This is a genomic window from Peribacillus deserti (genome assembly GCF_016909175.1).
GTDB classification, from domain to species: domain Bacteria; phylum Bacillota; class Bacilli; order Bacillales; family DSM-1321; genus Paraperibacillus; species Paraperibacillus deserti.
Genome location: NZ_JAFBFI010000007.1, coordinates 134,598 through 148,139 on the forward strand (window position 1 = coordinate 134,598; position 13,542 = coordinate 148,139).

Annotated in this window: 12 protein-coding genes; 3 read left to right on the forward strand and 9 right to left on the reverse strand. The window is 40.3% G+C overall.

Annotated elements, in window-relative coordinates; genetic code table 11:
• Positions 1–66 precede the first annotated feature (66 nt).
• The 3 genes from JOC77_RS09695 to JOC77_RS09705 all read right to left on the reverse strand — a co-directional run bounded on the left by JOC77_RS09695 (position 67) and on the right by JOC77_RS09705 (position 5,239).
• Positions 67–1,326 (reverse strand): ribonuclease H-like domain-containing protein, encoded by a 1,260-nt coding sequence (locus JOC77_RS09695; protein ID WP_204542406.1) that lies wholly within the window; start codon positions 1,324–1,326, stop codon positions 67–69.
• A 544-nt stretch (positions 1,327–1,870) separates the two neighbouring features.
• Positions 1,871–4,120: a DEAD/DEAH box helicase gene (locus JOC77_RS09700; RefSeq protein ID WP_204542408.1), complete on the reverse strand. Its 2,250-nt coding sequence runs from the start codon at positions 4,118–4,120 to the stop codon at positions 1,871–1,873.
• A gap of 318 nt (positions 4,121–4,438) precedes the next feature.
• Complete coding sequence (locus JOC77_RS09705) at positions 4,439–5,239, reverse strand: alpha/beta fold hydrolase (RefSeq protein WP_204542410.1); 801 nt, start codon at positions 5,237–5,239, stop codon at positions 4,439–4,441.
• A gap of 178 nt (positions 5,240–5,417) precedes the next feature.
• On the opposite strand from JOC77_RS09705, the gene JOC77_RS09710 reads away from it, so the two are divergent.
• Positions 5,418–5,885: an Hsp20/alpha crystallin family protein gene (locus JOC77_RS09710; protein WP_204542413.1), complete on the forward strand. Its 468-nt coding sequence runs from the start codon at positions 5,418–5,420 to the stop codon at positions 5,883–5,885.
• Positions 5,886–5,987: 102 nt separating this feature from the next.
• Here JOC77_RS09710 and JOC77_RS09715 read toward each other — a convergent pair whose 3' ends face one another.
• The 4 genes from JOC77_RS09715 to JOC77_RS09730 all read right to left on the reverse strand — a co-directional run bounded on the left by JOC77_RS09715 (position 5,988) and on the right by JOC77_RS09730 (position 8,784).
• Entirely contained in the window at positions 5,988–6,629 is a 642-nt protein-coding gene (locus tag JOC77_RS09715) for a YppG family protein (protein ID WP_204542415.1), read from the reverse strand.
• 71 nt (positions 6,630–6,700) lie between these two features.
• Positions 6,701–7,081 carry a YppE family protein gene (locus tag JOC77_RS09720; protein ID WP_204542417.1) on the reverse strand — a complete coding sequence of 127 codons (381 nt, stop codon included), beginning with the start codon at positions 7,079–7,081 and terminating at the stop codon, positions 6,701–6,703.
• Positions 7,082–7,179: 98 nt separating this feature from the next.
• Positions 7,180–7,452: a hypothetical protein gene (locus JOC77_RS09725; protein ID WP_204542419.1), complete on the reverse strand. Its 273-nt coding sequence runs from the start codon at positions 7,450–7,452 to the stop codon at positions 7,180–7,182.
• Between the two features lie 351 nt (positions 7,453–7,803).
• Entirely contained in the window at positions 7,804–8,784 is a 981-nt protein-coding gene (locus tag JOC77_RS09730; RefSeq protein ID WP_204542421.1) for a DUF2515 family protein, read from the reverse strand.
• A gap of 138 nt (positions 8,785–8,922) precedes the next feature.
• Between JOC77_RS09730 and recU the strand changes: the two genes are divergently transcribed.
• Together recU and JOC77_RS09740 are read left to right on the forward strand one after the other, a co-directional pair.
• The gene (gene recU, locus JOC77_RS09735; RefSeq protein WP_204542423.1) at positions 8,923–9,534 is read left to right on the forward strand and encodes a Holliday junction resolvase RecU; all 612 of its coding nucleotides are present in this window, start codon (positions 8,923–8,925) and stop codon (positions 9,532–9,534) included.
• Between the two features lie 32 nt (positions 9,535–9,566).
• Positions 9,567–12,260, forward strand: coding sequence for a transglycosylase domain-containing protein (locus JOC77_RS09740; RefSeq protein WP_204542425.1), 2,694 nt, complete (start codon positions 9,567–9,569; stop codon positions 12,258–12,260).
• A gap of 92 nt (positions 12,261–12,352) precedes the next feature.
• Here JOC77_RS09740 and JOC77_RS09745 read toward each other — a convergent pair whose 3' ends face one another.
• The gene (locus tag JOC77_RS09745) at positions 12,353–12,880 is read right to left on the reverse strand and encodes a YpoC family protein (protein ID WP_204542426.1); all 528 of its coding nucleotides are present in this window, start codon (positions 12,878–12,880) and stop codon (positions 12,353–12,355) included.
• Positions 12,877–13,533: an endonuclease III gene (gene nth / locus JOC77_RS09750; RefSeq protein ID WP_204542428.1), complete on the reverse strand. Its 657-nt coding sequence runs from the start codon at positions 13,531–13,533 to the stop codon at positions 12,877–12,879. The genes JOC77_RS09745 and nth overlap by 4 nt, the downstream gene beginning before the upstream one ends.
• Between the last annotated feature and the right edge of the window lie 9 nt (positions 13,534–13,542).

The following is a 13,542-nucleotide window of genomic DNA, read 5'->3' on the forward strand; positions in this document are numbered from 1 at the left end:
TTTACAATGTGCGACAATAACTTTTTAGGATTTCCTCCAGGATTTTTTCTAGAGAATGAAGAATGGTCAATTTCCCGAAGAGCCTTCCTTCTTGATGAGTCTTTTAAGTCTCAAATCCAGCTCTTTAGCCGCTCTTTTTTCCTTTTGTTCAGAGGGTAAAAGAGAAAGGGCAATTTCAGTAAATTCCATAGCCTTTCTGTAAAGTTTTTGAGAATGCTCGTAGATCTTAGCCATTTCAATACAGGCTTCTATTTTCTCTTTCAAAAGGCCTTCCTTTACTACTGTTTCCCAGGCCTTTATCGCCTTATCCTCCTCCTTGTTCTTTTTCCATTGATAGGCTAAAGTGTGGAGGGCTGAAACGCGCTGTATATCATTATCTCCCTGTAAAACCTTATTATAGGCTTCAATGGCCGTTTCTTTCTCTCCGAGTCCCAGGTACCATCTAGCTACCTCATAAGAGGAAAGCTCTGAACCTTCCTTTTGTAGCAGCTGCCTTGAAAGATGGGTATATAAAGTAATGAGCGTAAGCACATCGATTTCATTATGCCGAATGATTCCAAACATACCTTCAGGATCTTTTCTCTCTAAATAATCAAAATATATATACGGGGCCAGATATCCCGGCATATCATCCTGCCGCTCAATTCCTAGAATATTTTTTTCCACATTAATTAATTTTACTTTTTCCAGGTCGTTTTTCCACAGCCTTCTGGACGCATGATAAAGATCAAAATGCCCGAACTGGGGCAGTCTTGGGACATGCTCTCTAATCAGGGTATGCCTTGTTTTAAGCTGGGGCCAATCGAATGCTTTTCCGTTATAAGTAACTAGTGTATTATAGTTCACATTTTCTAAAAAACTTTGGTATAGCGGAACTTCTGCACCTGGATTAGGAAGAATATGCTGTCTTACCGTAACTCCATGGTCAGAAAAGAAGGCGTAGCCAAGCATAAAGATCGTATTGCCCGCCCCTCCGCCAAGGCCGGTTGTTTCAGTATCAAAGAAAAACATCTCTTCCGCATTTATGCCCTTCGATGAAAGCGGATGGCTGTAAGAGACTTCATTCCAAGCATCTATGGCGTTTTTCGCATCGTTAAATGAATAGAGCCCATGCTGATATTCTAAAGGATAATGAACCTCTCTTATAAAACAATAGTCATTATCCATTTGGTATATATGAGCAGAGTTTTCCGTCCATTTTTCCATAAAAGGAATATCTTTGGTTTCAGCCTTTATTTTCGGCGGAGGAACCTGGGGCAGAGGATGTTCTTCTTTCGGAAGGCTCATATGCCCCTTAAGACGGCCAAGTTTATTTTTTAATGACATCTGATCCTCTCACTTCTGTTAATAGCCTTGATACTTAAAGCGGTGTCGTTCAATTACGAGCCTCATTCTGAAATCGGCTCAGTCGTTAATTTTGGAGCTCTTATATTTGTACCAGCAGCTTACTCGCCGAATTGCGGATAAACCTAGTTGAAGCAGCGATTCTTTTATCAGCACTCCTTTATTTCGTTAATCCTTATTTTCTGCTCATAAATCTTGAATTTCAGCTCATTCATTTCGAAAAACACTACATTTATGTTCAGCAGCACTTTTAGACAAAATACACAAAATTTACATATCATTCTTCGAAAAATTGAGCATTACAATTCACGGTACCCTGCTTCTTCCCATCCTTTAAATTAAAGCTCTGTTAAACTTGCCTGTTGATTGCAGCGAGAGGCACTCGCTTTCCGCGGGCGATCCGGGAGCCTCCTCGGCGTTGTACGCCTGTGGGTCTCCCTTGATCCGCTTTTCTGAGCAGTAGCCTCGCGCCCTCCGCTTTAATCCATAGTGTCAAAATCAACCTTGAACCTTAACATAGCCTAAATTAAAAGTGATCTAACAGCTCGATACTTCTTTGTTTAGCCTTTATGCCTTCAATTTCCATACCTATGCATGACGGGCAGCCATCGCGGCACTGGCATTTCTGTATAAGGTTTTTTGCTGCACCTTTTACATCTTCAAAGCGTTTATATACGTCCTCTGCTAATCCGATGCCGCCTGGATAATGGTCATATAAAAAAATGGTAGGAAGTCCTGTGTGGCTGGCCTTTATTTGTGATACTACGTGAATATCGTTACGGTCACACATTACATGCACGGGGACTACGTGCTGCAGTACATTTGCAATTCCCATTAAAAGCTGCTCTAGTGTTTTTTCACCGAGCTTCGGATCTACTTGTTTTAACTCCAGCCAGGCAGCACTTGTATGCAGTTCTTCTTCCGGTAAATAAATGGGTCCCGACCCGATGTTCTCAAACGTCGTCAGTTTAATTTTTTTAAAAATGCTTGGAAGAATATTTATGGTCACATCGCCATAGTTAACGGACGTCTTTTCACGGTTTATGGTTTTATCTATTTCTAGCACTTTAAGCTGTACAGCAAGGTTCGCGTCTGTGTAATATTCCACGTCTACTTCCCTGACGTACGCTTTTTTGTGATCCCAGTCCAGTTTTTCCACCTGGTACTGAACGCCTTGGTGTAAATATATCGCTTCATCATGAAGTAGAGTCATGGCGCTAAACCGGTCCATTTCACCGATTATTTTTACATTAGCCGTTTCTGACTGGTCTATAATCACAACGTTTTCCTGTGATGCCGAACGGAGGCTGATATTCCCGGCCGGGAATGATTGGTTTGCCCAATAAAATTTATCACCGTTGACATGGAGAACTCTTTCTTCTACCAGATATTCCATAATTTCTTTGACATCCATCGGTCCAAACTCTTCATTTTCATTAAATGGGAGTTCATAAGCCGCACATTTTAAATGGTCGACCAATATAATTAAGTTCTCTGGGTTTATCCTGGCTGACTCTGGAGAACGATCAAAAAAGTATTCAGGATTTTGAACAATGTACTGATCTATGGGAGTAGAGCTGGCAACCATTAAGATGAGGGCTTCGCCATGTCTTCTTCCTGCCCTGCCTGCCTGCTGCCAGGTGCTGGCAACGCTTCCCGGGTAACCTGTCATCACACAGACCTGCAGCTGGCCAATGTCTACCCCTAATTCCAGTGCGTTCGTACTAACAACTCCTATTATTTCTCCTTCCCTTAAGCCGCGTTCTATTTCCCTCCGCTGCTTTGGAAGATAACCACCTCTATAGCCTCTTATGGATTTTGCCCCAACCTGGCCTTTAACCAGTTCCTGTATATGGCTTAATATAATTTCTACTCTGACCCTGCTTCTAGCAAACACGATGGTCTGAATTTTATTCTTAAGGAATTCTTTTGCTAAATTGTTTACCTCTACCGTCGCACTTTTCCTTATATTCAAAGGCTTGTTTATAATCGGCGGGTTATAAAATACAAAATGCTTCCTCCCTCTCGGTGCACCGTTATCATCTATTAAACGCATAGGATTCCCTGTGAGCTGTTCTGCTAATTCTTGTGGATTGGCGATTGTAGCGGAAGTGCAAATAAAAATTGGGCGGCTTCCGTAAAACTTGCAGATTCGTTTCAGCCTTCTAATCACATTCGCAACATGGCTCCCAAAGACTCCTCGGTAAGTGTGCAGCTCATCAATTACAACATACTTAAGATTTTCAAATAAGCTGACCCATTTCGTATGGTGCGGAAGAATAGCAGAATGAAGCATATCAGGATTTGTAATGACAATATGGCCGGCTTTTCTAACCACCTGCCGGATAGCCGGCGATGTATCTCCGTCGTATGTATAGCTTTTTATATCTATTCCCATCTCGTCGATGATTTCGTTTAATTCGCTTTTTTGGTCCTGGGCTAATGCTTTTGTTGGAAATATATATAAAGCGCGGTTCGCGTCATTTTCAGCAATGGATTGTAGGACTGGGAGATTATAACAAAGAGTTTTTCCAGAAGCTGTAGGGGTAACTGCTACAATGTTTTCGCCCTTTTGCAAGGTTTGAAAAGCAGTATACTGATGGCTGTAAAGCTCATTTATTCCCCTTTTCATTAGTGCAGTTTTAATTCTGTGATCTACTCTCTCCGGCATTTCTTTTGTTTTGGCTTCCTGGGGGTTTATTTCGTGCCAATTGATAATATTTTCGTTTTTTCTTAGTTCTTCTATTAATTCGGAAAGTGATTTTTTTCTAAACATCGTTCCACCTCTTTATACATCCATTTTACCGAATATTTGTTTGGCTGACTAGCTGTTCGTTTTAACAAAGATTGGAAATTTTTTCCCTTTCAGTATTTCTACATAAAAAACTCCCGCAGTTTATGCGGGAGCCAGGCTGTCGACAAAGTCGACAGCTATTTTTTAATAATATTTAACCCTCAATATATAGTGCTTAACTCTAAGAAAAGCCACCATATATGCAAGAAATAAATTGACAAACCTCTTCTTCGCAACAAAGTTTGTTTGAAATTGATTTTGTCTACACTCTGACTCCCGCAGTTTATGCGGGAGCTCTTGTTAATGTTTTAACTTTGACAGCTTTATCCAGTTTTTTATAATCCGCGCAAGTTCTTCCGGTGTTTCCAGCATCCCCATATGACCTGCCTTTGGCAGCAGTTCTGTTTTTATATGGCTGTCTTCAACGGAAAAAACTTTCTCGGGTGGAATCACTTTATCCTTTTCACCTGCCACTAATAACACCGGTTTGGAAGTTTCGCGGAGCACATGGTTCCGGTCCGGGCGGTTTCTCATTGCCATTAACGCTCCCTTTGCACCATTCACATCTGTTCCGTATCCGATCTCTTTTACTTTACTGACCTTGTCTTTCAGCTGAGCTAAAGAATCCTTTGAAAAAAGATTTGGAATTAATCGATCCACAAAGGAAGCCAGTCCTCTTTCATCAATCAAATTCATGCTTTCTATCCTGGCTTCTTTAGCATTATCTGAATCTGGGAAAGCAGTTGAATGGATGAGTCCGAATCCCTTAAGCTTAGACGGAAATAGTTCCGCAAATGCCAGAGAAATATAGCCTCCGAGAGAATGCCCGAACATATACACTTGATCTACACTATGCTGAGATAGAAAATGATACAAATCACGGGCCATATCTGTGATTTCAATGGCGGAATCATCCGTTTTATTTCCACCATGCCCCCTTAAATTAACGCATAGGACCGTATAATCATCCTTTAATAATGGGATTAGTTCATCCCAGTAATGGGCACTGCCGCAAAACCCATGAATAAATAATAACACTTCGCCTTTTCCTTCTTGGTTATATGACTGACTGTTGTGTTTTAAAAAATTATTTTCGGTCATTTCCCTGCACCTCAGTTCACCTTTTTGAAGTACTCTTCCCTCCCGGCCATTTTTATAAACAGATCAGTATAATAGCAAATCTGTTCACCAGAGACGAAGTTCCTTCATAGCCTAATAATAAAAAGATATGCAGGATCACTTCTAGCATTTATATCTAACTAAAGAAAGGAGACAAAGGATGAAACTGCCTGATCACTCATCCAAGCCGCCAAGAAAAGAACCGTTCTCTGAGTTAAGGAGTGCCTTTGATTTATTCTTTTCAGAGAAACCTATAAAAGGTATCTTACAATCCATGGACGAATTGTTCACACTCTCTTTTACAGAACGATCTTTCCCTCTGGACGTTCAGGAGAAAGATGACCGTTATATAGTCGCTGCTCAGCTTCCTGGAATTCCACGACAGCAGATAGATATTGAAATGCTTAAACAATCCCTTGTTATTACAGTCACCCAGCAGGCAGCACTTGAAAAGAGAAATGATTTAAATTCTGACATCCATCGGGAACAATCCCTTAGAAAGATGTCTAAAACCATTTCTTTTAACAAACCGATTAATGATAAAAATATAACGGCTAACCATAAAGATGGACTTCTCTTGGTTACCGTACCCAAAATTAAGGGCAAGAGAATTTCGATTTCTGAATAGCGGTTAAATGAGCCTGTTGTATCTAACAGGTTTCTTTTTATGTAATCCTGAAAACATGCTAAAAAGCCGTGGATACTCCACAGCCTTAGTGCCATATTCTGATCAGGTCGAAACTTTAAACAGTCCTCCAAATCCTTTTACGATAGAAGAAACTTGATTAACAGTATTCATCATCTGCCCTGCTGTAGACATCATTTTGTTGATGTCTATGGAGCCATCCTGAGTTTTGAATTGATTAATGATTGAAGAAATACCCTGTGATTGCTGCTTTTGCATAAAATTTTGCTTTGGATACGGATTGGCAGGCAGCTGCCCTGTTTGTTTGGCTGGCCCGTAATTGTTTCCCTGCTGGATATTCAAAGGATTTTCAAAAGGATTCACCGCTTTCGGAGCAGAAGGGACAAATGGCTGCTGCTGATTGATATGTCCCTGATACTGTCCTTGATAAGAATTGACAGGCAGAGGGAAATTCTGATGGTGCGGGATCGAAGCCTGGTATGGCTGCTGCCCATAATAAGGATTCAGATTACTGCCAAACGTGTCGTTCATGTAAGGCTGCCCCGGTCTGCCTGGCTGCTGAAAATAGGGCTGATACGCATTACCCTGGAAGCTCATCTGGTTCTCATATTGAGGCATCTGGGGCAAGTAGCTTTGTGCTGATACGTTATAATTCACAGCGGGCATAGCATTGCTTATATATCTCGGATCGTAGCTGGTATGGCTGAAAGGGGATCCCATCATCATGAGTACTCCATCCTCCTCATGGTATTAGCTGATATATTACTATGCAGAAGGCATAAAGGCTGTGCTTCTTCTCAGGATAAATGTAAATTGTCTTTTAAATGAGTTAATAAACCTTCAAGGGTATAACGAATGGATTGAAGCTGATTCTTAAATCTTTTTAGGCTTGTAGATGGGAAAAAGGCTTGCACTGAACAAGTAGAAACAAGCTCACCGGCCTGCTCAATCTGTTCTCTATAAATATGTTTGGGCTTTTCAAGCATCACGTATTCTTTAGCCATTTCTACCCATTTGTCTGAAAGGTTTTGTGCGCTTTCAGCAAAAGGACGAACTTCTTCAAAAAAGTCTCTTTCCTGTTTGTCAGCTTTTACTTCGTCAAATATTGCCTCGATTTGATCAGTGAGCTTTAACAGCTCTTCTGTGGCAGTTACCAGAATTGCATGTGTACTATTCATAAACAGAAATAACCTCCTTCAGCCATCTATTATATTTAATAATATAACTTTTGGCGAAGGAAGTTTAAAGAATGCAGTTAGCCATAATCAAAAAGAATTCATCCCCTTACAAGCAATGGTTTTAATCCTGAACCCAATTCTAGAGGTTTTCGGGTATTACTACTGGCAGAGCGGCTGATTTTTTGCAAAAGCTGTCCTGTGCCCCCATAAATCTTCTGCGCCTTTTCAATTATTTCAGAGCCCTCACTCCACATCTTTTCTTTTTCTTTATCTGCATGTATTCCCAAAGTTTCTTCTAATACTTCAAGCTGGTCATTAATGTCTAATAGCATTTCTAAAATTTTATCTTTTGAAACCAATTTTTCAGCCATCTTTTATTCCTCCCCGGCTATCTTTACTCCTAATATTCTGTATGAATAAAAAACTTCCTCCATTGTTGACAAAACTAGAAGCTAATCGCCAAAGAAAGTGCCAAAGCACTATGTTCAACCCATTTTCGACAACTAAGAATGAAAACTTTCTCCTTGCAAATGCTAAAACCAGGAGGTGTTTAGGAATGAAAAAACAAGAAAACAATAAAAAATCCGGAAATCAAACAAAAGAAAATGCTCCAGGCTATGGTGATAAAAAGCTGATAGGTGCAAACCGCCCATCAGAATAAAGAAATGGTAAAAATCCCTGCCAACACGCGGCAGGGATTTTTGTTTATGGTTTATCAGCTGTTATTCGCTTTTCACTAATAAACGATAGATAGTTACACCTGCTTCTAATTGCTTTTGTTTATTTTTATACCACGCTGTCAGCTCCGCATTTTCCGGGCTTTTTTCTGGTTTCAGCCATTTGTTCTTGATCTTTCGGTGTTTGTCCCATAGTTCAACACTGCTTCTATGATGATTGATAACAGGATAAATGGTTCTTAAAAACGGAGTTTCTCTCGTTTTTTTATAAGGGAAATATTGTTCATAATCGATTCTGGAGCCCGTATGCTCAGTACTTACTGAAAATTGGTAGAATTGGGGGAATAATTCGTTTGAGAAAAGCAAGGAGCCCAATTTCTTGCCGAGTTTAATTCTAGAGTCTAGCTGCCGGAAGTTATAAGCACTTAATCCATAAAGAGTACCATCCATGGTTGGAAACAACACGGTGCTGAAATGAAGCCAATCCTGAAATAAAAAACTAAACGATTTAAATACCAGGCTCTTATACATCTTATGCTGGATGACGGGGCGCTGAATTAAGTTTTGTTCATTTATAATAAGAGCATCCAGAAGTCTTTGTTCATTTCGATGCTTCCAAAAGAAAAGCCACTCGTTTTCAATATATTTTGAAATATTAAACTTTCTGCCTAAGTGAAACAAAGGTCTGCCCAATTTCGTCGAATAATGATAGAGCAGTAATTGTGGAAAGGCATCGTCAAATATCAGCCAGTTTGCTCGTTCATATGTCAAAAATAATATTTTTCTATATTCATTAGAAAGAGCTTTAGGCAGCCAAATACCCTCAAGGTCGCACATATTCCAGCCGGCATTCCTTGAAACCATACTGGCTAAAAATGACCATTTTATTTCAGAATATGCTTTGAAAAATTCAAAATAAGCAGCGGTCCGAGATATATTATCTTTATTTTTATGTTCTGTTACCTTTCGGATCGAGGATAAAATATAGTCGTCATTTATCTGAAGCGGAGGAGAATAGTTACACATAAAGAAAAACCCTCCTTTAAATCTAGTCCGAAAAAAAAATGCCCTTCTTTCCCTAGGTTAGACGATTAAATAAGTTTTATTCACCCCATTTTAAGCAATCTTTGCTATTATATTATGAGTGGTTAAGGAGGGGACGGATTGGCTTTTAATTATCCGAATGGACGGAAATTTGTTTCAATGCCAGACACCGGAGCAAAAACACCCGTTAAAAAAATGAATTTTAGCAATCGGGGAATGACATTAGAGGATGATATCAATGCATCAAATGATTATTATTTAGCCAATGGAATTGCTGTTGTTCACAAAAAACCGACTCCCGTACAGATCGTGGATGTACACTATCCGAAGAGAAGTGCGGCTGTCATAAAAGAGGCCTATTTTAAACAAACTTCAACAACTGATTATAATGGAATATATAAAGGGCGATATATTGATTTTGAGGCGAAGGAAACACAAAATCCTTCTTCCTTCCCTTTGAAGAATTTTCATACCCATCAAATTGAGCATATGCAGGCAGTTATGGTTCAGGGAGCGATCGCTTTCGTTATCCTAAGATTTACAGCTACAGAGGAAATTTATTTAATGAAAGCTGAAGATCTGATCAATTATTGGGACAGAATGATGTCCGGCGGCCGGAAATCGATAGCAAAATCAGAGGTGGAAGCATGTTCCTCTAGCATTCTGCTTGGTTTTCAGCCTAGAATTGACTATATTAAGATAATAGATCAGCTATATGCATCATACTTTTAGTTTTTTTCTGTATAGAAAGGCAGGTAGCTTTAATGGCACAAAATTATAAAACTAGAGAAGAGCGCCGAAAACAGCAGACACAGGTAAAGAACAATAAGAAAGGCAAGACTAAGCCTTCTGGTCTGTTTAAACGAATCTTCCTTTTATTGATAGCTTTAGGCATAACAGGAATGGTATTAGGGGGAGCGGCCTTCGCTTACTTTGCGGCAACAGCACCTAAGCTGAGCCAGGGTATGTTAAAGGATCCGGTATCCTCCAAAATCTATGACAAAAACAAGCATTTGATCAAAGAAGTAGGAAAAGAAAATCGGGAATATGTTCCTTTTGATGAAATACCGCAATCAGTAGTTGATGCTACGATCGCTACAGAAGATGCTCGTTTCTTTGAGCATCATGGAGTTGATATCCGCAGACTGGGAAGTGCGGTGGTTGCCAATGTGACTGATGGATTTGGGTCACAGGGTGCCAGTACGATTACACAGCAATTAGTAAAAAGATCTTTTTTAACACCTGAAAAAACGATAAAGCGTAAAGCTCAGGAACTATGGATCTCCTTGCAGATCGAACGCAAGTATACAAAAGAACAAATCTTTGAAATGTATGTAAACAAAATTTTCTATGGTGAAAGAGCAAATGGAATTTCAACCGCAGCTAAAACGTACTTTAATAAGTCTTTAAAGGAGTTAACACTCCCTGAGGTTGCCACCCTTGTTGGTCTGCCGCAAAGTCCTTCTTATTATTCACCATTCGACTACCCTGACAGAGCAGAAAAACGAAGGAATGTTGTGCTTACTCTAATGGAGAGGCACGGATATATCAGTAAAGAGGAAATGGCTGAAGCAAAAGCTGTCCCTGTCAAGAAGCTGTTAGTGAAAGAAGAACATAGAGTAAAAAACACAGAACCTTATAATGCATTTATTGACCATGTAATCAATGAAGTAGAAGATATGGGAGATTACAATGTATTCACAGATGGATTAGAAATTTATACTACAATGGATCCTAAAGCACAGGAACACGTTTATGAAATGATGTCCTCCGATCAGTTTAATTTCCCTGATGAAAAGTTCCAGGCGGGTATTACCCTGCTTGATACAAAAACGGGTGAAATCCGTGCTTTAGGCGGAGGCCGAAATATTAAAGGTGAAAGAAATTACAATTACGCCACTCAGATCGAAAGATCACCAGGTTCCACCATTAAGCCTATCGTAGATTACGGCCCGGCGATTGAGTATTTGAACTGGTCCACTTACGAACAAATTGTGGATGAACAGTATCAATATTCGGATGGAACTCCAATAAATAATTACAATAATCAATTTCGCGGCCAAATGACGATCCGTGAAGCCCTGGGCCGTTCCTTGAATATCCCTGCACTAAAAGCTCTTCAGGCAGTTGGCCTGGATAAAGCCAGAGAGTTTGGCACAGGTCTTGGCCTGCCCTTGAAAAAGGATAAGTTTTTTGAATCAGCATCCATTGGCGGCATTAATCCCGGGATATCACCTCTTCAATTGGCAGGTGCATACAGTGCTTTTGGCAATAATGGGATTTTCAATAAACCGCATGCAATTACTAAGATTGTGGTGAACAACACGGAAATCAAAACGGCGCCGGAACCACAGGTTGCTATGAAAGAAAGCACAGCCTTTATGGTTACAGATATGCTAAAGAGTGTTGTTAAGTCTTCCTACGGTACTGGTTCTTATGCAAATGTTCCTGAACTCCACGTGGCAGGAAAAACAGGAACAACGAATTATACCGAGGATGAAAGACAGAAGTGGAATATACCTGAAACAGCCGTTCCAGATGCCTGGTTTGCAGGTTATACGACGAACTATACTGCAGCTGTGTGGACTGGATACGGGAATAAGAAAGACTATATTCCTGTCGAAAATGAGTATCAAAAAATCTCACAAAAAATGTTTAGAGAATTAATGCGTTATGTTTCTCAGGATAAAGAGACTCCTGATTTTAAACAGCCGAAAAGTGTAGTACAGGTTAAGGTTGAGAAGGGATCAAACCCTCCTAAGCTTGCCAGCGATTATACACCTGAAAGCAACATCAGCTATGAATACTTTGTCCGCGGACACCAGCCTACCGAGGTTTCTAAGGAATACGAAAAACCAAAAGGACCAGGAAAACTAGAAGCATCTTATGATCCTGATGCCAATCAAATCACACTAAAATGGGATTATAAAGGCAAAGAAAAAGACCCGGAATTTGAGGTTTCTGTAGCGTTAAATGACGGAGCAGATTCAGTTCTTACTGTCACTCGGAATCAAGGGCTGAAAATTGATAATCCTCAAGCAGGCGGAACATACAGATTTACCGTTTCAGCCATAGCTGGCGGCAGCAGAAGTGATTCAGCTTCTACAACTATTCAAATTCCAGAATTGGAAAAAGAACCAGCCATCCCTAGCGAAGAGAATGAGAATACCAACCCAGAAGATCCAAGCCAGGATCAAGAGAATGGTGAAAACCAGGATCCTGCTCAAGGTGAAGGCAAAGATCAAGGACAGGAAGAGGATAACCCTCAAGATGGCGAGGATGGCAGCACAGAAGAGCCTGCCGAGCCTGAGGAGCCTGAAACACCAACCGAAGATGAAACCAATCCACCTGAAACTGGGGACGATGGAACTGGAACCGAAAATGATAATGGGCAGCAAGAAACCCGTAGAAGCAACTCAACCAATGTACCTTCTCAAAGGCAGCAGTCCTTCAATTAATTTTTACAAATTACCCAACTTCATGGCAGTTCTGATTTAGAACTGTAGAACTGCCATAGTTAGGTTTATAGCCATAAAAAACCGTCTAAGTTTCATCTTAGACGGTTTTTTATGGCTATTTGTTTGTAAAACATTTTTTCTAGTTCTTGAAAGAGGATATTTAGCTGCTTATACGCATGAAACAAGACAGGCCTCTCAAGGATAAAAGTTAATCGTTCGGCTGCATTAATAGGAGATAAGGCTAATTCTGAACCCTGATTGCTCCAGTCTCGTACACAAACAGGACGGCTGTTAATCCAAAAAAGAGCTGATATCCATATGGAAATGGCTCTTTTCATGTGAAGAAAGGCCTTATCCGTTTTGCGCAGGGAAAATAAATCAGCAAGCACTTTACTTTCCCTATGCCATAAAGCCAGCAAATCGGGCATGACCTTTTCAGCATGCTCCCAAGGCGCAAAGCTCTCGATACTGTTATAAAAACAAATTTCGTAAGGGAAATAATGATGGACTAACAGCTCCGGTGTCCATACTTTCAGTTCTTCCCTGGAAAGCTGAACCGTCTCTTTGAAATAAATAGTTCCTACTAATGAGTTAGGAGTGGCTAGAATCAAGTTTGTCATTTTGTTTTTACCCTTTTCATCCGCTTCTTCCCCTCCCTGCATAGATCGAGAAGCGGACATATCTCACATTGCGGCGACTGTGCCTTACAATGATATCTTCCGAAGAATATCAGCCTATGGTGAGTCTCTGACCACTTTTCTTTAGGCACTTTTCTCATTAAAGCAGTTTCTACTTCAAGAACGCTGTCTTTCCACCTGGAAATCCCCAGCCTTTTACTGACCCTCTCCACATGTGTATCAACAGCTATTGCAGGAATGCCAAATGCAACAGATACTACTACATTGGCTGTTTTCCGCCCTACTCCCGGAAATCTAGTTAATTCATCGCGGTCCGCAGGAAGCTGCCCTGAATATTCGTCAATCAGCATGCGGCATAGCTTTTGAATATTTTTTGCCTTATTTCGATAAAGCCCAATAGACCTAATATCCCCTTCCAGCTCTTCAAGAGGGACATTTAGATAATCTTCAGGGGTTTTATATTTTTGAAATAAAGTTTTCGTCACCCTGTTTACCAATGCATCCGTACATTGAGCTGACAGTGCAACTGCAATGACCAGTTCAAATGGATTGGAATGATTAAGCTCACAATGGGCATCAGGAAACATATTTCCTATCGTATCCAGACAATAGTTAATCTGAGTTTGATTTAGCATGGTCATTAC

Excerpts from the sequence above, each read along its gene's own strand:
- JOC77_RS09700 (WP_204542408.1), bottom strand. The coding sequence starts at position 4,120 with ATGTTTAGAAAAAAATCACTTTCCGAATTAATAGAAGAACTAAGAAAA.
- JOC77_RS09725 (WP_204542419.1), bottom strand. The coding sequence starts at position 7,452 with ATGGCTGAAAAATTGGTTTCAAAAGATAAAATTTTAGAAATGCTATTA.
- JOC77_RS09745 (WP_204542426.1), bottom strand. The coding sequence starts at position 12,880 with ATGACAAACTTGATTCTAGCCACTCCTAACTCATTAGTAGGAACTATT.
- JOC77_RS09740 (WP_204542425.1), top strand. The coding sequence starts at position 9,567 with ATGGCACAAAATTATAAAACTAGAGAAGAGCGCCGAAAACAGCAGACA.
- JOC77_RS09710 (WP_204542413.1), top strand. The coding sequence starts at position 5,418 with ATGAAACTGCCTGATCACTCATCCAAGCCGCCAAGAAAAGAACCGTTC.
- JOC77_RS09720 (WP_204542417.1), bottom strand. The coding sequence starts at position 7,081 with ATGAATAGTACACATGCAATTCTGGTAACTGCCACAGAAGAGCTGTTA.
- JOC77_RS09730 (WP_204542421.1), bottom strand. The coding sequence starts at position 8,784 with ATGTGTAACTATTCTCCTCCGCTTCAGATAAATGACGACTATATTTTA.
- JOC77_RS09705 (WP_204542410.1), bottom strand. The coding sequence starts at position 5,239 with ATGACCGAAAATAATTTTTTAAAACACAACAGTCAGTCATATAACCAA.
- JOC77_RS09715 (WP_204542415.1), bottom strand. The coding sequence starts at position 6,629 with ATGATGATGGGATCCCCTTTCAGCCATACCAGCTACGATCCGAGATAT.
- nth (WP_204542428.1), bottom strand. The coding sequence starts at position 13,533 with ATGCTAAATCAAACTCAGATTAACTATTGTCTGGATACGATAGGAAAT.
- JOC77_RS09695 (WP_204542406.1), bottom strand. The coding sequence starts at position 1,326 with ATGTCATTAAAAAATAAACTTGGCCGTCTTAAGGGGCATATGAGCCTT.